This is a genomic window from Butyrivibrio sp. WCD2001, from assembly GCF_000424485.1.
Taxonomy (GTDB): Bacteria; Bacillota; Clostridia; order Lachnospirales; family Lachnospiraceae; genus Butyrivibrio.
Map to the genome: position 1 here is coordinate 154,733 of NZ_AUJZ01000006.1, position 18,908 is coordinate 173,640.

The 18,908-nt window shown below is 39.3% G+C and carries 25 protein-coding genes; all 25 read left to right on the forward strand.

Annotated elements, in window-relative coordinates:
• Positions 1-19: 19 nt before the first annotated feature.
• The 25 genes from G630_RS0107200 to G630_RS0107340 all read left to right on the forward strand — a co-directional run bounded on the left by G630_RS0107200 (position 20) and on the right by G630_RS0107340 (position 18,900).
• A complete protein-coding gene (locus G630_RS0107200) occupies positions 20-550 on the forward strand; it encodes a GNAT family N-acetyltransferase (RefSeq protein WP_026498188.1) in 531 nt (176 codons plus the stop codon).
• Positions 550-1,524 carry a phosphotransferase gene (locus G630_RS0107205; protein WP_022763338.1) on the forward strand — a complete coding sequence of 325 codons (975 nt, stop codon included), beginning with the start codon at positions 550-552 and terminating at the stop codon, positions 1,522-1,524. The genes G630_RS0107200 and G630_RS0107205 overlap by 1 nt, the downstream gene beginning before the upstream one ends.
• A 178-nt stretch (positions 1,525-1,702) precedes the next feature.
• The gene (locus tag G630_RS0107210; RefSeq protein ID WP_022763337.1) at positions 1,703-2,191 is read left to right on the forward strand and encodes an isochorismatase family cysteine hydrolase; all 489 of its coding nucleotides are present in this window, start codon (positions 1,703-1,705) and stop codon (positions 2,189-2,191) included.
• An 87-nt stretch (positions 2,192-2,278) separates the two neighbouring features.
• Complete coding sequence (locus G630_RS0107215) at positions 2,279-3,154, forward strand: alpha/beta fold hydrolase (protein WP_026498189.1); 876 nt, start codon at positions 2,279-2,281, stop codon at positions 3,152-3,154.
• A 77-nt stretch (positions 3,155-3,231) separates the two neighbouring features.
• Positions 3,232-3,825, forward strand: a complete 594-nt coding sequence (locus G630_RS0107220) for an RpiB/LacA/LacB family sugar-phosphate isomerase (protein ID WP_022763335.1) — start codon at positions 3,232-3,234, stop codon at positions 3,823-3,825.
• A 139-nt stretch (positions 3,826-3,964) separates the two neighbouring features.
• A complete protein-coding gene (locus G630_RS0107225) occupies positions 3,965-4,186 on the forward strand; it encodes a GNAT family N-acetyltransferase (RefSeq protein WP_256379745.1) in 222 nt (73 codons plus the stop codon).
• 157 nt (positions 4,187-4,343) lie between these two features.
• Positions 4,344-5,246 carry an AraC family transcriptional regulator gene (locus G630_RS0107230; RefSeq protein ID WP_022763333.1) on the forward strand — a complete coding sequence of 301 codons (903 nt, stop codon included), beginning with the start codon at positions 4,344-4,346 and terminating at the stop codon, positions 5,244-5,246.
• Between the two features lie 174 nt (positions 5,247-5,420).
• Positions 5,421-5,912: an iron-sulfur flavoprotein gene (locus G630_RS0107235; RefSeq protein WP_022763332.1), complete on the forward strand. Its 492-nt coding sequence runs from the start codon at positions 5,421-5,423 to the stop codon at positions 5,910-5,912.
• Positions 5,909-6,661: a hypothetical protein gene (locus G630_RS23445; RefSeq protein WP_049946133.1), complete on the forward strand. Its 753-nt coding sequence runs from the start codon at positions 5,909-5,911 to the stop codon at positions 6,659-6,661. Before G630_RS0107235 ends, G630_RS23445 begins: the two co-directional genes overlap by 4 nt.
• Before the next feature lie 38 nt (positions 6,662-6,699).
• A complete protein-coding gene (locus G630_RS25590; RefSeq protein ID WP_022763210.1) occupies positions 6,700-6,822 on the forward strand; it encodes a hypothetical protein in 123 nt (40 codons plus the stop codon).
• Positions 6,823-6,877: 55 nt separating this feature from the next.
• Positions 6,878-7,297 (forward strand): GNAT family N-acetyltransferase, encoded by a 420-nt coding sequence (locus G630_RS23450; protein WP_196805256.1) that lies wholly within the window; start codon positions 6,878-6,880, stop codon positions 7,295-7,297.
• A 145-nt stretch (positions 7,298-7,442) separates the two neighbouring features.
• Complete coding sequence (locus G630_RS0107260; RefSeq protein ID WP_022763208.1) at positions 7,443-8,009, forward strand: TetR/AcrR family transcriptional regulator; 567 nt, start codon at positions 7,443-7,445, stop codon at positions 8,007-8,009.
• Positions 8,010-8,038: 29 nt separating this feature from the next.
• Positions 8,039-8,671 (forward strand): sensor histidine kinase, encoded by a 633-nt coding sequence (locus G630_RS21105; protein ID WP_022763207.1) that lies wholly within the window; start codon positions 8,039-8,041, stop codon positions 8,669-8,671.
• A 9-nt stretch (positions 8,672-8,680) separates the two neighbouring features.
• Complete coding sequence (locus tag G630_RS21110; RefSeq protein WP_022763206.1) at positions 8,681-9,157, forward strand: GNAT family N-acetyltransferase; 477 nt, start codon at positions 8,681-8,683, stop codon at positions 9,155-9,157.
• A gap of 1 nt (position 9,158) precedes the next feature.
• On the forward strand, positions 9,159-9,629 hold the full coding sequence (locus G630_RS0107275) for a hypothetical protein (RefSeq protein WP_022763205.1): 471 nt from the start codon (positions 9,159-9,161) through the stop codon (positions 9,627-9,629).
• A 53-nt stretch (positions 9,630-9,682) separates the two neighbouring features.
• Positions 9,683-10,393: a phosphotransferase gene (locus G630_RS0107280; RefSeq protein WP_022763204.1), complete on the forward strand. Its 711-nt coding sequence runs from the start codon at positions 9,683-9,685 to the stop codon at positions 10,391-10,393.
• A 125-nt stretch (positions 10,394-10,518) separates the two neighbouring features.
• Positions 10,519-11,265: an EFR1 family ferrodoxin gene (locus tag G630_RS0107285; RefSeq protein WP_022763203.1), complete on the forward strand. Its 747-nt coding sequence runs from the start codon at positions 10,519-10,521 to the stop codon at positions 11,263-11,265.
• A 22-nt stretch (positions 11,266-11,287) separates the two neighbouring features.
• The gene (locus G630_RS0107290; RefSeq protein WP_026498190.1) at positions 11,288-11,911 is read left to right on the forward strand and encodes a GNAT family N-acetyltransferase; all 624 of its coding nucleotides are present in this window, start codon (positions 11,288-11,290) and stop codon (positions 11,909-11,911) included.
• A gap of 395 nt (positions 11,912-12,306) precedes the next feature.
• Positions 12,307-12,639: a CPBP family intramembrane glutamic endopeptidase gene (locus tag G630_RS21115; protein WP_049946134.1), complete on the forward strand. Its 333-nt coding sequence runs from the start codon at positions 12,307-12,309 to the stop codon at positions 12,637-12,639.
• On the forward strand, positions 12,629-13,525 hold the full coding sequence (locus G630_RS0107310; RefSeq protein ID WP_026498191.1) for a GNAT family N-acetyltransferase: 897 nt from the start codon (positions 12,629-12,631) through the stop codon (positions 13,523-13,525). The genes G630_RS21115 and G630_RS0107310 overlap by 11 nt, the downstream gene beginning before the upstream one ends.
• 151 nt (positions 13,526-13,676) lie before the next feature.
• The gene (locus tag G630_RS0107315) at positions 13,677-14,855 is read left to right on the forward strand and encodes a hypothetical protein (protein ID WP_026498192.1); all 1,179 of its coding nucleotides are present in this window, start codon (positions 13,677-13,679) and stop codon (positions 14,853-14,855) included.
• A 413-nt stretch (positions 14,856-15,268) separates the two neighbouring features.
• Complete coding sequence (locus G630_RS23455) at positions 15,269-17,113, forward strand: BspA family leucine-rich repeat surface protein (protein WP_049946135.1); 1,845 nt, start codon at positions 15,269-15,271, stop codon at positions 17,111-17,113.
• A gap of 311 nt (positions 17,114-17,424) precedes the next feature.
• Positions 17,425-17,583 carry a DUF6577 family protein gene (locus G630_RS25015; protein ID WP_022763195.1) on the forward strand — a complete coding sequence of 53 codons (159 nt, stop codon included), beginning with the start codon at positions 17,425-17,427 and terminating at the stop codon, positions 17,581-17,583.
• A gap of 118 nt (positions 17,584-17,701) precedes the next feature.
• Positions 17,702-18,079, forward strand: coding sequence for a helix-turn-helix domain-containing protein (locus G630_RS0107335; protein ID WP_022763194.1), 378 nt, complete (start codon positions 17,702-17,704; stop codon positions 18,077-18,079).
• Positions 18,079-18,900 carry an ImmA/IrrE family metallo-endopeptidase gene (locus G630_RS0107340; protein WP_026498193.1) on the forward strand — a complete coding sequence of 274 codons (822 nt, stop codon included), beginning with the start codon at positions 18,079-18,081 and terminating at the stop codon, positions 18,898-18,900. The genes G630_RS0107335 and G630_RS0107340 overlap by 1 nt, the downstream gene beginning before the upstream one ends.
• Positions 18,901-18,908: the final 8 nt, after the last annotated feature.

An 18,908-nucleotide genomic window follows, 5' to 3' on the forward strand; every position in this document is an offset into this window, starting at 1 on the left:
AATGATCAGGGAGGCTACCATGAAAATAGAAACGGAAAGATTGATCCTCAGAGAATTCACAGTAGATGATTTTGATTCCTGGTATGAAATATTATCTGATCCTGAGACTATGCAGCATTATCCGGCCCCGTTTGATAAAGAGAAGACAATGGGATGGATAACCTGGAATCTTGATAATTACAAAACCTATGGATTTGGCCTTTGGGCAGTCACACTTAAAAATACAGGGGAATTCATAGGCGATTGTGGTATTACAATCCAGAATATTGATGGAGAATTGCTACCTGAAATAGGCTACCACATTAACAAGAAATTCTGGAGACAGGGATTTGCAAAAGAAGCTGCGCGCGCATGCAGAGACTGGGCATTTAAGAATACAGATTATGATAAGATTTACTCTTATATGAAGTATACCAATATTGGCTCCTACTCAACAGCTATGGCCAATGGTATGAAAAAAGTGAAAGAATACCCTGATCCAAAGAATGAAATATCTTACGCATATGCTATTACGCGTACAGAGTGGGAAAAAGAGAAAGGGCTTAAATAATGATCAAGAGTAAAACGAAATATGAAGCAACCCTAGAAGAAATAAAGGAGCTTTTCGCATTCCATAAACTTGGGAATGTGTCAGATATGGCACCACTTGGTAATGGAGAGTTCAATTCTGCATATAAGGTAATGCTTGATGACGGAAAGAGTTCTGCCCTCAAGATAGCTCCTCCGGAGGGGGCTACGGTTCTTTCATATGAGAAAAACATGATGGGATCAGAAGTGTTCTGGTATGAGAAAATGCATGAAAACACAGATATTCTTTGCCCGGAAGTATATGTGTCTGATTTTTCAAAAAGCATCGTAAAGAGTAACTGCTTCATCATGCAGATGATGGAAGGAGAGCCTTTGTGGGCTGTGAATTTCTCGGATCATGAATATGAAAATGTTCAGAAGCAGAAAATAGAAATGCTTGCCAAGATACACAGGATCAAAAATGACAGATTTGGCTACATACAATCCGGACTTCACGATACATGGTATGATGCGCTAAAGTCCATGGCGGGTAATCTTGTTAAGGATTGTAAGGCTCTTGGATACGAGACCCCTGATGGGGAGAAGTTTATTTCATATATTGATAAACATGCAAAGCTCCTTATGAGTATACCTTGCCGAATGGTGAATTTTGATCTGTGGGACAGTAATGTCCTTTATCACGATGGCAAGATCTGCTGGATTGATCCTGAGCGAGGCTTTTGGGGTGATCCTGTAGCAGATTTCATAACCCTTGGTAGCGGGCAAAAAGCACCGTTGTCAACTAAACAGAAAGAGCTGGATATCTATAATGAAACTGCAACAGAAAGGATAGTTCTTTCAAAAGAGACTGAAATACGATATGCATTAGCAGTATGTTACCTGGCTCTTATTGAAGAAGTTGAAAAATATGTCAGATATGAGCCGGATGAGCCAAACTATATAAGAAATACCAATGATGCCAGAGAAATGTATGACATGGCATTTAGTGTTCTGTAAACGTTGAAATAAATATAAGAATTTGAGAGACAATATGCACTGTGGAGCACAACCCACAGTGCATTTTTTTGCAATAAATCAGTGTAAAACTTATATAAATTGGTGAAAAGAGCAAGATACAGCAGTTTGTTTGTTATGCTGTATAAAAATAAGCCATTAGATCAGGAGGAAATTATTTATGGAAAATAAGGCATTGATAGTTATAGACCTTCAGAACGATATCACAAAAAACTACAAATTGATCATAGAGCGTGTAAATGCAGCTATTAACTGGGCATCTGAAAATGACATGCGCGTAATCTATATAAAACATTTTAATCTGTCTGAGAAAACAAGAACCTTTAAACCCGGCAGCAAGGGAGCTGAGCTAGTCCCGGAATTAAATGTTGTGTCAGACAATATTTTTGAAAAATCAAAAGCAAGTGCACTCACCTGTGAGGCGTTTTCGAACTTTATTGAAAATAATGAAATAAAAGAGTTCTATATCGCTGGAGCTGATGCAACGGGGTGTGTGAAATCTACAAGCTATAACCTTGCAAAATGCGGATACACTGTGCATGTAATATCTGATTGTGTGACAAGCTATGATCTGAAGAAGTTGCCTGAGATGTATGATTATTATGCCAAAAAGGGCTGTGATGTATTAACACTTGCAGAGTGCAGGTAAAGTACTGAGAATGGTGGGAGAAATGCATTAGGCAAGTCTTCTGCGTGGGGCATAAGGGTAGGATGAATCGGAAAGAGGAATGCTATCATGAATTATAAGATTTTTGGAAGTAAAACTGTAGATATCGTAATAGAAATGGGCCTTGGAGCATGCATAGCTGAATGGGAAGCGCTTGCAAGAGAGCTTGGAGAGAATCACGGTGTGCTTGTCTATGAAAGAGCCGGGATAAATCACAGTGATAAGAGTGATAAAGAAAGAACGCCTACGAATATTGCTAAAGAATTAATGAATCTCCTAGATGAAATCCCGCATGATGAAAAGCTGGTGATAATAGGACATTCGCAGGGAGGACTGTATGCCAGCGAGTTCTGTGGTCTCTATCCGGAGATGGTAAAGGGACTAATTCTTTTGGACCCATTAACTACAGAAGATAATAGATTTAAGAAGGAATTAACTGCGAAGGAGTTTAAAAAATCCGGAGTAGATAAGAGTAAAAACTTTATTTTTTTAGAAACGCTTACTAAGCTTGGAATGAAAGGCTTTGTAAAGAAAGTGATGTGTCAGGCACCGCCTTTTTATTACGCCAATTTTTCCAAGGAGCAAAATGAGGATATCCTTAATTCGCTTGTAAATACCACGCATCTACGCACATGCAGGGAAGAGAATAGGTTAGCTCACGATGATGCATCGTTAAAAAATATGGTATCTAAGGAAAAATATCCTGATATTCCGATCATTCTTGTGACTCATTCATCTGAGGAAGCAATCAAGGAAAACATGGAATTTGGTGGAAACAGCCGTCCTTTTGCCGCTAGGATCGAACGACTGTGGCAGGAGATCATGAAAGAGTATTTAGGGTATTCGAGAAGAGCAATATGGATCCAGGCTAAGAAAAGCACTCATTATATTCACCTGACGGAACCGGAAATAGTTATAGAGAGCGTCAATACCTTAAATAATTGATATACTTAAGAAAGGATATGTATCTGTTGCAGAATTGCAGGTAAAAAGTAAACACAAAATACATTAAGGATGACGTTATGAGAATAGGAATAATTCAAGCGAGCTCTCAGGCTGAAAAAAATGAGCTTATTTTCAATACTGTAAAAAAATATGCCCCTAAAGATGCTGAAGTCATAAACTTTGGCTGTACTTTAGATGAGCAGGAAAAGTACTCCTATATAGATGTTTCGGTTCTTGTTGGTTTGCTACTTTCAAGCGGCGCTGTTGATTTCATTGTAACCGGTTGTTCGTCCGGCCAGGGAATGATGCTGGCGTGCAACAGCATGCCTGGAGTAATTTGTGGATATGCGCCTACGCCAAAGGACGCTTATCTGTTTGCACAGATCAATAATGGTAATGCTATTTCACTTCCGCTAGGCGAAGACTATACCTGGGCAGGCGAAGATAACTTTGAAAAGACAATAGAAGCGCTTTTTTCTGAGCCATTTGGACAGGGATATCCAAAGAGTGAAGCAGAAAGAAAGCGGAAAGACACTGAGAAACTCAAGGAAATAAGAAGAAAGTCGCAGATTCAGTTTGAGGATTTATTGGGTTCATTAGATACGTCAATAATTGAGAAGATAAATAAAAAGAATGATGTGATCAAGTATGTGAACGAATACGGAAAGTAACAACATTCGGTAAAGGAAATTCAGTGATCGGCAAAATCTGTTGGATTGATCCTGAGCGAGGATTTTGGGGTGATTCGGTAGCTGATTTCATAACCTTAGGTACAGGACAAAAAGCTCCGTTATCAACAAAGCACAAAATCTGGCGCGAGAGGACGATCCTCGAAAGAATTATCTTGCTTATGTGATTGAAGATACAATAACAGGTTCGCCTGCCGGAGCTGTCGGATGTACATTTTATGAAGATTTGGAGAAAGTGGGCATTACTTATTTTATCGGAGCAGATTTTCGAAATAATGGATACGCTTCAGAAGCAATAAAGCTATACCGTTTCTATTTGGCACAAAGAAATCAGCAATTTTAAGTTAATCGGACTGAAAATAGGACAGATTTGAACAGAAAATGACAGGATGAGTACTTACTGACCAGATATACTAATTGTGTCAGGGTAAAGGGAAGGCTGTTTCGAGTCGTTGGTGTATGTTTAGCAACGGCCGGAACGGAGTAGGAGATTGTATAAGATGGAGTGGCTTACCAGCATTCGCACAGCAATTGATTATATGGAAGAACATCTGAAAGACAACATCAGTGCGCAGGATGTGGCAGATCAGGTGTATATTTCTCCGTTCTTTCTTCAGAAGGGATTCTCCTTGATGACCGGATACGGAATCGGGGAGTATATCAGAAACCGCAGGCTGTATCAGGCAGCATTGGATCTGAAGAATACGGATGATAAGGTAATCGATATTGCATACGCTTATTGCTATGAGACGCCTGAGAGCTTCACAAAGGCATTTTCTCGCTTTCACGGTGTAACACCATCACAGGTCCGTGATGGGGCGGCTGTGAGGACGTTCCTTCCACTGACTGTAAAACTACAGGTTCAAGGAGGCAATCAAATGAATTGTAAAATTACAAAAATGTTCCAGTTTAAGGTTATCGGTTTTCAAAAGATATTTGATAATGATACTGCTTATCAGGAGATTCCAAAGTTCTGGGATGAGATTTGCGAGAAGTATGCAGCAAATGTTTATGCCGGGAATGCTCCGGCCAATCCTTATGAGAAGGCTATCGTAGAGAACTGCATTGGAGAGTATGGAGTCTGCATCGATGATATCGGAGAGGGAAAGTTTAGGTATCTTGTGGCTGGGAAGTATGCCGGAGGGGAAGTTCCTGAAGGAATGGTGGTCTATGAGTTTCCGATGGGTGACTGGGCAGTATTTGACTGCATCGGCCCTATTCCTGAGGCACTGCAGAGCCTGAATACACAGATTTTCAATGAGTGGCTTCCGGGTAATCCGGACTATGAACTTTGCGGGAATGCATCTGCAGAATGGTATGACTGTGTAAATGGCGAAATGACGGATAAGGATTATCACAGTGCAATCTGGATCCCCGTGAAGAAGAAAGATGGAAATAACTGATGCATGTCTTGGAGAGAAGAATCGGGCGACCGATTCTTCTCTCATTAACAAACATGATACCAGTTTCGCAATCACTTTATAGCTAATAAGCAACCAGGGAGGTTTAATCAGGCTGTTCTTGAATTTTTGAAAGGTTAAAACAGAAGATAATTAGGTTGTGAAGAAGGAACAAATATGAGGATGATAATTCATGATCTTGACGAGAATTTTCATAAGCAAGTCAGCACAAAGCTTTCGGATGTGATATGGGCTGATGGTAAGTATGCACCTTGCCAGGGGTGCTTTGACTGCTGGACAAGACACCCGGCAACCTGTGGCATGATGGATTCTCTTCATCAAATGTGCAGGGTGATCGGACAGGCTGATGACCTTGTGATCATCACTGAGAATTGCTACGGCGGATACAGCCCGGAGGTTAAGAACATTCTTGACAGGTCAATTGGGACATCAACTCCCATGAGCACATATCGCGGAGGGGAGATGCATCATACTTTAAGGTACGGAAGAAAGGACACATGGAAGGTAATAGTCTACGGTGATATTAGTGATAATGAAAAGAGTACGTGGGAATTGATGGTGGAGAGAAACAGGATCAACCACGGATATCAGTCTGCTGAAATTATATTTATGGATGATATCACTGACCTGGAGGTATCGAAGATATGAAGACGGTTTTTATTGATTGCAGCCCCAAGAATAGACTTTCTGCATCAGGTTTTATCGTCGGCATGACAAGCATTTTTGTTTCCGGAACAAAAAAGAGAATGAAGCTCCGTACAAAGGCTGATTATGAGAATATCTTAAAAGAACTTGAGGATGCGGATGCAGTTGTTTTTGCAATGCCGCTTTATGTGGACGGCGTCCCATCTCATGTACTTCCATTTCTAAGGGAGATGGAAGTCTGGTGCAAAAGCAATAACCCGAAGATCAGGGTATATACAATTGCAAATAATGGCTTTATAGAGGGCAGACAGAATGAGCCACTTATGCAGATCATGGAGAACTTCTGTATAAGGAGTAAAATTAAGTGGTGCGGTGGCTTAGGAATAGGCGGCGGAGTCATGATGAATGTGATGCGGATCATGATTGTTGTAGTTTTTGCAGTCACGATACTGAACCTTATTCTTACAGGGATTGATTCAGGAAACTTTTTAGACAGAAATATTTTGCTGAATTTTCTAAAGAATGTAGCAGAGGTTCTGTTCTTTGGATGTGGAATTATTACCTTTGATATCTGGATAGCCTCCTATATTAATCGAGGGAAGGAATATGGAAAGCATTACACGAGAATAATGCTGCCTTCGTTCCTGTTCATTCTGGCTGCGGATATATTCTTTACAGTGATTTCCATAGTAAAGGGTGGAATATTCCGTGGATGGTTTTCAAAGAAAAAGCCGGAGGAAAGGATGAAGTAAATGAATTGTTGCGGTGATTAACGGAGGATACGGTGTATATGGTGATAAAAGAAATATTTGGAAAAGTCAAAATATATCAGCTTCATTGCCTGGGCTGGCACAACAGAAACAGAACTTCAGGAAAAGAAAACTATTCAGCAATGGTAATAAAGAATTTTTGATGATAGGCTAAGACAAATTAGAACTTGATGGTGGGACAACAAAATGATTAGAGCTATGAAGAACATTGACTTAGCACAATGTGGCATGATTTATGCAAAAGCATTCCCCATGGAACATTGGGGAATAGATTGGACAGTAGAAAATGCAACAGAATATCTTCGCGATTTTTTTGAACAGAAAAGATTTGTTGGATATGTTTATGAAGAAAATGATGAAGTGTTAGGTTGTATATTCGCACTTTGTAAGATTTCCGGAAGCAAAGAAGAGATATACATTAATGAGATGGCGGTACTTCCCGAACGACAAGGGCATGGAATAGGTAAACAATTATTAAATGCGGTCAAAAATTACAGTAAAGAAAAAGGACTTGCAGGCATTGTTCTTTATACAAGCGAGTATGCACCAGCGGCTAAGTTTTACGAAAAGAACGGATTTAAGTTATCAAATGGAACAATATGTATGTATTGCGAATAATTGAAAAGAGAAAATTATAAAGGACATTAAACTTGATCTGCGGGAATAGGGAGAAAATCCTTATGCCCACTTTTTTGGTTGACAAAACTAACAATGTTAGTATAATGATAACTAACATTGTTAGTAAAATGGGATGGGAGTAAATATGCCAAGAACAGGATTGTCTAAGGAAGAAATAATAGAAAAAGCTGCTGAATTAGCAAATGAAAAGGGTCTACAATATTTGACCGTTACAACACTTTCGGATTATTTAGGTATCAAAAAACCCTCTTTATATAACCACGTAAAGACGATAGATGATGTGCATCGTAAGCTTATGATTTATGGTTGGAAGAAGGTTTCCGAGGAGGTTGTGGCAGGAATTGATTCGGATGATCCAAGAGAAAACATCGCGAATTTCGGAAGGGCATTTCATAAGTTTGCTTTGGAGAATCCCGGCGTATTCGAGGCAATGCTTTGGTATAACAAGTATTTGGATGAGTCCTTACTTGAAGCTACAGAAGGTTTGTATTCATTTTTCTTTAGGCAGACAGATAGCATGGGAATTGAAAGAGATGTGGCCAATCATCTGCTTAGAACCTACAGAGCTTTCCTTGAGGGGTTTGTTATGCTTCAGATCCACAATTCTTTTGGCAATCCGATTTCTATAGATGAAAGCCTGGAGATATCAATGAATGTACTGATAGCAGGTATGGATCAGTATATAGTTTAATGCAATTCATAGTGAAAGGGGGGATTTTTGTGGCGGATGTTTTGTCAAATCCAGACACATTAACAATAGCTATGAAAGAGCATATTGCTGTTTTAGAAAATATCATGCAACAGGACAGGGTTATGCGTCATGACAGAAGACATTTTGAGACTCTTCTGCAAACTCTTTTGCAGGAAGGTAATACACAGGAAGCCCTTAAATGTCTTAATGAAAGGCTAAGTCAAGAACCGCATGGAGTAAAAAAATATTGTGAAAATACCACGCTTAATGCAGCAATAACACACTATGTAGCAGTTGCTGAAGAAAAGAGCATTAAAGTAAATATATCTGCTACTATACCTGCTGATTTGAATGTGGATGAGATGCAGCTTGCCATAGTGATCAGCAACCTTATTGAAAACGCCATTCATGCTTGCGAAAAAGTGCCAGAGAATGAGAGAAGGATCAATATTATAGCCAGATATAAGAGTCAGCTTTTGTTTGAAATCAGCAACTCATGTGCAGATAAAATCGTCCTGGATGCAGAAGGACACCCATTTAGTAATGAGGAGAATCATGGAATAGGAACCAGAAGTGTTCTTAGTTTCATAGATCAGACTGATAGCGAGATAAGATATATAGCTGAAGAAAAGACCTTCAAAGTCAGAATGTTGGTCAGTTAAGGAGTCAATATGAGTTTACAGTTATTAAAGGCAAGTACTTCTGATGCGCTTTCACTGAATGGAATATCGAAGCGCGCATTTGACAGTGATGTACTGATCGGTGCGGAATCACCGGGAGGACCTCCCGGATATATGTCATTACAATTTCATACGAAAATGGCACGGCAGGGGCATTTGTATAAATTGACAGATGATGGACTCATTGTTGGCGGAGCAATCCTTTTTTTGGAAAATGATGTTTTAAATGTTGGCAGGATATTCGTTGCACCGGAGCATTTTCGAAAAGGGTATGGGCTCTTTATTATGCGGGAAGTGGAGAATATGTTCCCGGAAGTAAAGGAGTATACACTGGATACTCCTGTTTGGAATGTCAGGACAAATAGCTTTTATACTAAGCTTGGCTATAAAGAAATAAAGCGCGATAAGGAGTTTGTATTCTATTCAAAACATAGAGGAGAACTGACCTGGACAAGTGGGGAGGATTAGAATGCACGAGACATTTATGCTATTTTTGAATGATATACCTGCTGAATATCAGGAGTTTGTTTTGGAACTCGATAAATATCTCACTGAGAAAGGCAGTAATCGGACAATAAAATCTGCAAAGAGCGGCTTTGTGACATCATACAACTCTCCAAAAAACGGAAAAGCACTGCTGAATTACGTATTCAGAAAAACCGGTGTGAAAATGCGAATCTATGCAGCAGGCATCGGTGAATACACCGAGATTCTTGCTGATTTTCCTGACAATATGAAAAAAGACATCGTTAATGCCGGAGAATGTAAAAAATTAAACGGATTGAAATGTTCTCCGACATGTACCGGTGGATATTCATTCCAGATGGATGGCGCCTCTTATAAGAAATGCAAGAATATGGCTTTTTTTTATACTCTAGAGGAACGAAATTTTTCAGCCATCAGAAAAATAGTTGAAACAGAAATCAATCATGTTGATTGAACATATGAGAGCAAATTAATAGAAAGATTATATAGAGGTTGAAAAATTAGTAAATGACTTTTGATGGTTCTCAAATAATTATTGGTAAAGGTGCCCAGGCAGAGGTTTTTCTGTATTATGGTTTTGCTTACAAGGTTTATAAGCAATCCTATCCTGCTGAATGGATTGCTTTTGAAAAACAACAGCAGCAGGCCGTGAATAGGGCTGGCATTTGTCAGGTAAAATATTACGACACAGATGATCCACATATAATCAAGATGGATTTGGTTGAAGGCGAGCCGTTGGAAAAATCTGCTAAAAATGCTCCGGAGCAGGGCTTTATGCTTTTAGCAAAAGCCTTCCGCTTTGTACACGAAGCAGATATCAGCGATACAACAATTCTTCCTCTTAGCGTTACGGCAGACCACATGCTTTCTGGCGAAGAAAGATCACAAGCGCTTTCTGTAATTGAATACCTGTCTAAAAAATACAAAAGCTGCATCTGTCATCTTGATATGCATTTCTTGAATATCATGATTCCAAATAACACCGAGCTTGTCGCAGATAAAAACAATTTCATAATTATAGATTGGATGAACACAAGAGTTGCTCCTCCGGTTTTCGACTACGCCAGAACCTATGCGCTTTTCAATGAGTTTGTAAAAGAAGCACTGGGGTTCTACAAAAACGCAGTCTGGCCAGATATTCATGCGCTTGGGATTTCAGAAGAAGATTTTTTTGAAGCTGTAAAAGTATGTACACTGCTACGCAGTAATGGATTTTAGCAATCATGGATCAATAGAGCAAAATCCGTGTAAAAAGCAAAATAATCAGTGTAATCCATGTTTTCTTTTTTTCAAAGGGTATAGTTACTATACAGTTTATGTTTTACACATTTGGAGGATATTGAATGAAAACTTTGTATTTCAGCTCAACTGGAAATTGCTTGCATGTGGCCAAGTGCTTGGGAGGAGAGTGTTTATCTATTCCCAAGCTGATCAAACAGGGAACCTATGAGATAAAAGATGATGTTGTAGGTATAGTATTTCCGGTTTACGGGCTTTGTATACCACCATATATTGAGGAGTTTTTGCAGAAACTGAAGGTGGAGTGCAACTATCTCTTCGCCATAGCAACCTACGGATGTTTTGCCGGATCTGTTTGCAACGATGTAAACAAGATTACTCTGGCAAATGGAAGAAAGTTCGACTATATTAATTCTGTTTTAATGGGCGAGAACTGCATTACTTTTGCTGACATGAAAAAACAGGAAGGCGATAGCAAAAAGCAGCAGGACGCAATTGACCAGATAGTGGGCGATATAGTTGAAAAGAAAAAGTACGTTAAAAGGAATTCGCTTTTAAGCAAACTTATTACAAGCAGTCACAAGAAAAAGTATGAGTTTCCTATAGGAATTGGTATTACAGAAGAAGTTACCGTGAACGATGCGTGTACGGGATGTGGCACATGTTCAAGACTTTGTCCAATGGGAAATATACATATTGAAAATGGTCGTCCACTCTTTTCAAAGAGCTGTATAAGCTGCGGAGCATGTATCCAAAACTGCCCTAATAATGCTATCCACCATAATAGAGAGAAAAGTTCTGCCAGATATAGGAACCCCCATATAGAAATTGGTGAGCTTTTAATTTCTTAACGATGAAATAGAGGAGAAAACAATGAGTAATTACATAATCAGATTAGAAGAAAAGAAAGATTATAGAGAAGTTGAAAATTTAGTAAGAGAATCATTTTGGAACGTGTATCGTCCCGGGTGCAGTGAGCACTATGTAATTCATGTGCTCAGAGATGATCCAGCATTTATTCCTGAACTCGATTTTGTTATGGAGCAGGATGGAAAGCTGATAGGACAGAACATGTTCATGAAAACTTTCATTGAGGCTGATGATGGAAGGACTATTGATGTGCTTACCATGGGGCCAATTGGAATAACACCAGAATTAAAGAGAAAAGGTTATGGTAAGGCTATCTTGGATTATTCTCTTGAAAAGGCTGCAGAGATGGGATTTGGAGCAGTTCTTTTTGAAGGAAATATCGGATTCTACAGCCACTGCGGATTTGACTATGCAGGCAAGTTTGGAATCAGATACCATGACCTTCCGGAGGGCGAGGATGCGTCATTTTTCCTGTGTAGAGAATTGATCCCGGGATATCTTGATGGCATCACAGGGGTATATCAGACCCCTAAGGGATACTATGTCGAAGATGCAGATGTTGAGGAGTTTGACAAGACATTCCCTCCGAAGGAGAAATTAAAGCTTCCCGGACAGATTTTTGATTGATGACAGGAGAATTAAGATGGAAACAGATAGAATAAGGGTTTATCCTGCCAGCAGAGAGCAGATGGAGAGCAGCATCCTGTTGTTCTTCTGAGGAAACGATAAACTTCTATTCCGCTATGGGTTTCCGTCTCAGTTCTGACCCAATTTCATCTTATGTGGAAGATGAGCCTTATGATCTTCAGATGGAATGTATTATATTATAGCTGATCAGGAACACATTGGTTTTCTGCCTGATGGAGCAGATGCTTGTGAGGAAACATGGATTGTTTGATTCTGAAGCTGTGGATTACAGATTTGATGGAGTGAATGGAGATGCGGCGGCTTTGTGCAAGTTGCTTCAAGATAGAATCGCCGTATAAGAGCTTAAAAGGAGACAGCATAAATGAGAAAGCTGTATGAAAAGAACAGCAGTAGCTATAATTGTTTCTTCACTTACTTTTGGTATGGGGCACATTATTAACCTTTTTACAGGACAGACAAGCTTTGAAACTATACTTCAGGTGATCTTTGCGGTTTCCTGGGGATTTATTCTTACATTAGTTTTTTACAAGAGTGGAAGCATTTTCCCATGCATAATCGCTCACTCAATGATAGATGCCTTTTCAATGTTTGGTGCTGACAACGCACTTGTGGATCAGATCTATGTGGTGGTTACAATTGTTGTAGCAATTGTCTATTGCATTTACCTTGGAAAGATCAAAGAGGATGTAAAAAAGAATGAGAACTGATATTAAATTCAAGAACTACACAGATGACAAGTATGATGCATTATGTGGTTTTCTCATTGCATTAAATGAGAAAGATGATAGCCACATTAACTGGAACTGGGCGAGACTTGAATGGATGATTGAACATCCTGAATTTGATAAGAGCTTAAAGAACTCCATTGGCCTTTGGATTGTGGATGACAAAATTGTTGGCGCTGCAATTTACGATATGTATTTTGGCGAGGGTTTTAGCGGAGTTCTTCCGGAGTATAAAGATTTATATCAGGCCGTTCTGGAATATGCCTGCAATGAGCTTAAAGACGATTCCGGTTTTGGAATGGCAATCTGTGATGAAAATCCCACTGAGATAGAGATGGTTCAAGAACGGGGATTTAAAATTGCCGATCAGGATGAGATCATAATGGAGAGAAAGCTTGATGATGCGCTTGAAGCGAAACTTCCGGACGGGCTTAAATTCTTTTGCCCGGATCCGATGGAAAATGCTTATGAACTTCAATGGCTCTTCTGGCAGGGATTTGACCATGGAGATGATAAAGTTGAATTCGAGCGTGAAGAAGAAATCATTCCAAGGATCAGGAAGCATTTTAACAAGGATTTAGGTGTTGTTGCGGTCAATGAAAAGGGAGAAATGGTGGCATGTTGTCTGCTATGGTATATGGCAGGGACTGACTATGTTTATGTTGAGCCTGTATGTACTATTCCCCCATATAGAGAAAAAGGCGTTGCTAAGGCTGTTATCTTTGAAGCGCTGGGCAGAGCCAAAAAGCTTGGAGCAAAAAGAGCTTACGTCATTTCCGATATGGAATTCTATGAGAGGCTCGGCTTTAGAAAGAAGCATCATTATTCATTTTGGTTTAAGAAGGAAGGCAAAAAAGAAAGAATATGATAAAAATCGAGACTGAAAGGCTAGCGAGAAAACCCCTTCCGACGAGTCGGTAGGGGATGAATCGCACATCACCGCTTGGATTTGCTGTATTTTCCGGATAGTCCATGGTATTATGTATCGGTATGAAAAATTTTAATTGGAGGGAAAACACATGGGGAAAAATATCAAACAAGTACTTCAGAAAAATCTAAAAAGACTGATTGCGTGTACTATTGCAGCAGCCATATCGCTATCATTACCAACAGGTAAAATAGATGGCACCGGAAAGGTATCCGCCAAGGACGGAGTTTATTCAACACTTCCGACTGACGGAAAGTGGGTAAACGGCCACGTTCCGGAAAGCACAAAGGACTACTACAAGGTTGTTTTAAATTCCGCCGGATTTTTAACAGTAACATATCAGTCTCTTACAATCAGGCAGTCTTCCTACTATATCACCAGCTATGATAATACAAAAATGTACAGCGATATCGGAGTGACAGGCGCATCAAAGAACAATCCTAAAACACATACCACCACGCTTGCACTGGAGAAGGGTACCTACTGGGTTAAGGTTGCAGGATGGTACGACTATAATCCCGGAGATTATCTCCTTAAGGCCAACTTTGTTCCTGCTGAAAATAACGAAGCTGAACCGAACAATAAATTCGAAGCAGCCATGAATCTCCAGGAAAAAGCACTTGTTACAGGCTTCTTTTCAGTTGATGATGCATTAGATTTTTATAAGTTTAATGCCTCTAAGGATATGACGATCAGAGTTACCTTCACAACAAAAATTGCAAACTCAGAATTTTCAGTATGGGATTCAACCCCCAGCTGCGTTCGCGAAGTAAGCATGCTCTCCGCATCTGAAGCTGCACCAAGAACCACAACAGCTGATGTCGCTGTAAAGGCCGGCGTGAATTATATCAAAGTAATGCCCTGCAGCTGGACAGATCAGGAGGGAAAAGGTCATCATCATACCGGAAGATATCAGGTAAAATGGGAAGAAGTGCCTTCTTCAAATGAAACCTCAGCAAAGACTGTTGATAGTGCCGCTCCGTCTTCTGCAAATGTTAAAAAGATTGGGAAGCTCAAGGCGAACTCTTTAGGAAACAAAAAGGTTGCTATCAGCTGGAAAAAGCAGACTGAGGCTTCAGGCTATGAAATTCAGATTTCCACAAGTAAGAAGTTTTCAAAGAATCTGGTTACCAAAACCGTGAAAGCCGGAAAGCATAATTACAAACTTAAATTCAACAAAACCGGCAAGGCTTATATCAGAGTACGAGCTCTTGACAGCAACGGCCTCTCCGGTGATTGGAGTAAAGTAAAGAAAGTCATTGTGAGATGATGATACCGAATTGATAGTCTCAGTTAAATATTCTGATGCTATTACACCGCGACTTATATCCCTCAGAGGAAAACGTCGCGGTGTTTTTATTTATGCACTTTTAGAATAATAAATGATGTTGGGGTCAAACGCCCCTTGAATCTAAAACTATAGTTGCTAATCCCTAATGGGATTTACATATATCTGTCCCTTGAAAAGTTAATACAAACCGCATAAACACTGGGAGACATTCAAGAATTATGGCAGGATCCGTAATGGTGCTGAGACAGTTCCGTCAATCCTGAACTTTTTAATTGACGTTTACATTAATAATACCACCATTCCTGCCTTGCATTATTTAGCTTTATAATTCAAGCCACGTATTATATAATTGAGGCTTGAGGGAAAAAAGTATTTATTTAGGGGAAATAATCATGAAAAAAATCAAAGAAAATCTTTTACTTGTCATCACATCCTTGATGTGTTTTGTTTTCATACTTGGATGTTTGTCTTTCAGCTCTAAAGCTGCAACTCCACAAGGAACTTTAATTCGCGGTCCTGAATTCAATGTAGCACTTAAGAGTTTTACCATGAATGCTACTTTAAACTGGATCAATGAAGAAAAAACTATAAAAAGAATTGAATTCACCTCCCAAAAACCAAGTCTATCCACTTCAAAAAGTGTTGGAGAAAATGTAACAGCTTACTATGATCCCGCTAAGGCATCAATTTATGTCTACTGCCCAACAAAGATAATCTTTCCTAAACAGTCCAGCAATATACTCAGTTATTTCACTGCTGTAGAAGCCGTAGAATTTAATACAGATATTGATACATCAAATGTAGAAGACTTTTATGCAATGTTTAATGGTTGCTATAAACTGAAAAAGCTTGATGTACGCAAATTTAATACATCAAAGGCAGTCTCTATGATGCAAATGTTTAGTCAATGCAGAAGTCTTCAGGAAATCGATGTAACCGGGTTTAATACATCTAATGTTACAGACATGTTTCATATGTTTGGTGGTTGCACATCATTGAAAAAGCTTGACCTTAGAAACTTTAATACATCAAAGGTAAATCGCATGGCATCGATGTTTTATGGTTGTATGAGTTTAGAAACTTTGAATTTGCGCTCATTCGATACCTCTCAGGTTAGGAATTTTTCATCAATGTTTAGTGGCTGTCATTCTTTTAGAACACTGGACCTGAGTAACTTTAATACAAGTAGCGCAACAAAAATGTCAAGAATGTTCTTCGGGTGTATCCGTCTTGAATCAGTCAATTTAAATAGTTTTAACACTTCAAAAGTAACAGAAATGTATGAAATGTTTAGACTCTGTTGTACCCTCAAACGCCTGGACCTTAGCAAATTTGATACTTCTAATGTCACGAAATTTAATATGATGTTTCATGAGTGTGATAGTCTAGAGTCTCTTGACCTTAGTTCTTTTGTCATAAAAAAGGGCAGCAACTGTAAAAAGATGGTTTACTGTTACACCATAAGGGAAATAAAGTCACCCAGGATCACAGAAGTAGCCGTACCTCTGAATAATTTCAGTACCGGAGATGGCGCATTTGCTCTTGATGATAATAATGATGGTGTTCCTGATAACGCAAGCATAGTAAAAGAATTACCCGTAGCATCGGGGAGCAGTCGATATATTCCTTATAATACTACATGTGAAATAAGATATATTCCTAATGCGGCAAGTACATACACCACTATAGCCAGGGTTAACCGTGGAGCCAATTATACACTGCCTTCCTTCAACTACGTTGTGCCTGAAGGAAAAGAATTTGACAGATGGAATGAGGGTACACCCGGTACCTCCATCAAGATGACCAGAAATATCATTCTAAGGCCAATATGGAAGGATAAAACAACTGAACAGCCTAATCCGTCAGACTCTTCTGAACCTGCCGTAAATGACCCGGTAACAGCTGTTCCCGCAGATACAAAAAAGGCAGAAAACATCGACCTGAATCAAAAAACAACAAAGCTTTCAAAACTGACAGCAGGAAAGAAAAGCGTTACCGTTACATGGAAAAAACAGTCCCAGAATATAAAGGGCTATGAAATCCAGTACAGCACGGATAAAAACTTCAAAAAGAATATTAAGTCAGTAACAATTAACAAGGCAAAGGCTACTTCAAAAACTATCAAAAAACTAAAGACACATAAAAAATACTATTTCAGAATCCGAACCTTCAGGAAAACAGGCTCTAAAATAGTATATTCAAAATGGAGTAAATCCAAAAATATCAAAATAAAGTAATTGGTACCTGTAAATAAGGCAATCTTAGCAGGTTTCATAATAATAGGAGATTACTAAAACATGAAAAAAATCAAAACCACAATGAAGTGCAGATCCCTACTGGCAGGGGGATACAGGGAGTCTATGGGCGGGTTTAGTGTGACAACCGCGAGCCAGTTAGGCGCAAGCTGAAAAGAAAGCACTTATAGTTAGAGGGGCATCGCCTAGATGATCAATCATCTAGAGCGCCAGCCCCTTATTTTTTCAGGGATGTGTGAGGTAGATGATTTTGATCAGCCGCATGGCGGTCAGATAACTCCTATCAGTCACTTATGTATATGTTCAGTAAGAGTGAGTATCCTGAAGCGCTCCGGATAGCTTATGAAAAATACCATCTTGATAATAATAAAATGTTCCGATATGCCAGAAGAAGAGGCAAACTGCCTGAGATACAGTCAGCAATGGCTGAAGGAGGAATAGTAACTTTATAATATACTATTTTGAAAACGATGAATAATCGGTAAAGAATATGTTGACTTGATTAAGGGGCAGTTATACGATATAAGTGTAAAAACCTATTACATGCAAACGACAGGAGGAACACTTTTCATGGTTGATATGAATATGATGATTGCAGGCAATATACTTGCACTGCTTAAGAAACAGAATAAAAAACAGACAGATCTTGCAGAAGCACTTGGGACAAATAAGCAGACGGTGAATAAGATGCTGAATGGTGCACGCATGATTAATGCCATTGAACTTAAGTCTATAGCTGAATATCTTGGCGTAAGGATGGAGGAGCTAACAAGGATAACCCCTGGATACGAGGATACTGATATTGTCCATGCTTTTATGGGCAAAGTTCAGTCTGAAGAGGCAAGACAGGCACTGAAAATAGCTGATGAACTTTCAGATATGATTCTTTTCCACAAGAGAGTACGTGAAAATGGAAATGCCATGATGCAGCCTTGGGGGAATGACTAATGGGGAATATATTGGAAGAAAGCCTGTTTGGCAAGCAGCCTAAACAGTTTGAGAGCATGAATGCTTTGTCAAAAGCTTTTTCTGTAAATTATTGTGGAAGCACGATTATCCGTGATTCCATATTTAGCATTGCTGAAAACTATGCCAGAAAAAGGGAATTAACGCTGGAAGTGCTCAGATATCCTTTTAAGGATGATGAATTATGGGCATTTACCTTTGTAAAAAAGGGAACAATATTTCTTTGCGTCAATTCTGGCTTGGCTCTTTGTAAACAGATATTTGCTGTTGCTCATGAGCTGTACCACATTCACTGCTATGCTGAAGATATAGACCCCAGTACCATAGCAAGTGGCTCATTATTGGATTCAAAAACTGCGGATGATACTGCGAAATCTCAGGAGGATCTTGAGGCAAACGCTTTTGCCGGATTACTCCTGATGCCTGACGGAATATTGGATGAGCAGATTAAACTATATGGTATTGCTGCGGATAAGATATCTGTTGATGATGTCCTTATCTTGATGGAATTGTTTGCACTTCCGTACAAGGCGGTGGTACTGAGACTTGTTGAGAACCATGATATTTCAAATAGTAAAGCCAAAGAACTACTGGAATGTGACTCTGATTATGTTTCAGAAAGGATTAAACTTACGGGTAAAGCTTTAAAATGGCAACAAAACAGTAAGGACCTTTCATATCTTGGAAGTCTCCTTGATGATATGGAGTACAACAAAGAACAGGAACTTCTGACCGAAAGCCGTGAGAAATCGGATATGGAGTACTTGGAAAAAATCAGAAAGGACTTTCTCGCGGAAGGCTAAGAGGTGGG

What these genes read in the sequence shown, in the direction of transcription:
- G630_RS0107200 (WP_026498188.1), top strand. Translation starts at nt 20, where the DNA reads ATGAAAATAGAAACGGAAAGATTGATCCTCAGAGAATTCACAGTAGAT.
- G630_RS0107205 (WP_022763338.1), top strand. Translation starts at nt 550, where the DNA reads ATGATCAAGAGTAAAACGAAATATGAAGCAACCCTAGAAGAAATAAAG.
- G630_RS0107210 (WP_022763337.1), top strand. Translation starts at nt 1,703, where the DNA reads ATGGAAAATAAGGCATTGATAGTTATAGACCTTCAGAACGATATCACA.
- G630_RS0107215 (WP_026498189.1), top strand. Translation starts at nt 2,279, where the DNA reads ATGAATTATAAGATTTTTGGAAGTAAAACTGTAGATATCGTAATAGAA.
- G630_RS0107220 (WP_022763335.1), top strand. Translation starts at nt 3,232, where the DNA reads ATGAGAATAGGAATAATTCAAGCGAGCTCTCAGGCTGAAAAAAATGAG.
- G630_RS0107230 (WP_022763333.1), top strand. Translation starts at nt 4,344, where the DNA reads ATGGAGTGGCTTACCAGCATTCGCACAGCAATTGATTATATGGAAGAA.
- G630_RS0107235 (WP_022763332.1), top strand. Translation starts at nt 5,421, where the DNA reads ATGAGGATGATAATTCATGATCTTGACGAGAATTTTCATAAGCAAGTC.
- G630_RS23445 (WP_049946133.1), top strand. Translation starts at nt 5,909, where the DNA reads ATGAAGACGGTTTTTATTGATTGCAGCCCCAAGAATAGACTTTCTGCA.
- G630_RS25590 (WP_022763210.1), top strand. Translation starts at nt 6,700, where the DNA reads ATGGTGATAAAAGAAATATTTGGAAAAGTCAAAATATATCAGCTTCAT.
- G630_RS23450 (WP_196805256.1), top strand. Translation starts at nt 6,878, where the DNA reads ATGAAGAACATTGACTTAGCACAATGTGGCATGATTTATGCAAAAGCA.
- G630_RS0107260 (WP_022763208.1), top strand. Translation starts at nt 7,443, where the DNA reads ATGCCAAGAACAGGATTGTCTAAGGAAGAAATAATAGAAAAAGCTGCT.
- G630_RS21110 (WP_022763206.1), top strand. Translation starts at nt 8,681, where the DNA reads ATGAGTTTACAGTTATTAAAGGCAAGTACTTCTGATGCGCTTTCACTG.
- G630_RS0107275 (WP_022763205.1), top strand. Translation starts at nt 9,159, where the DNA reads ATGCACGAGACATTTATGCTATTTTTGAATGATATACCTGCTGAATAT.
- G630_RS0107280 (WP_022763204.1), top strand. Translation starts at nt 9,683, where the DNA reads ATGACTTTTGATGGTTCTCAAATAATTATTGGTAAAGGTGCCCAGGCA.
- G630_RS0107285 (WP_022763203.1), top strand. Translation starts at nt 10,519, where the DNA reads ATGAAAACTTTGTATTTCAGCTCAACTGGAAATTGCTTGCATGTGGCC.
- G630_RS0107290 (WP_026498190.1), top strand. Translation starts at nt 11,288, where the DNA reads ATGAGTAATTACATAATCAGATTAGAAGAAAAGAAAGATTATAGAGAA.
- G630_RS21115 (WP_049946134.1), top strand. Translation starts at nt 12,307, where the DNA reads ATGAAAAGAACAGCAGTAGCTATAATTGTTTCTTCACTTACTTTTGGT.
- G630_RS0107310 (WP_026498191.1), top strand. Translation starts at nt 12,629, where the DNA reads ATGAGAACTGATATTAAATTCAAGAACTACACAGATGACAAGTATGAT.
- G630_RS0107315 (WP_026498192.1), top strand. Translation starts at nt 13,677, where the DNA reads ATGGGGAAAAATATCAAACAAGTACTTCAGAAAAATCTAAAAAGACTG.
- G630_RS23455 (WP_049946135.1), top strand. Translation starts at nt 15,269, where the DNA reads ATGAAAAAAATCAAAGAAAATCTTTTACTTGTCATCACATCCTTGATG.
- G630_RS25015 (WP_022763195.1), top strand. Translation starts at nt 17,425, where the DNA reads ATGTATATGTTCAGTAAGAGTGAGTATCCTGAAGCGCTCCGGATAGCT.
- G630_RS0107335 (WP_022763194.1), top strand. Translation starts at nt 17,702, where the DNA reads ATGGTTGATATGAATATGATGATTGCAGGCAATATACTTGCACTGCTT.
- G630_RS0107340 (WP_026498193.1), top strand. Translation starts at nt 18,079, where the DNA reads ATGGGGAATATATTGGAAGAAAGCCTGTTTGGCAAGCAGCCTAAACAG.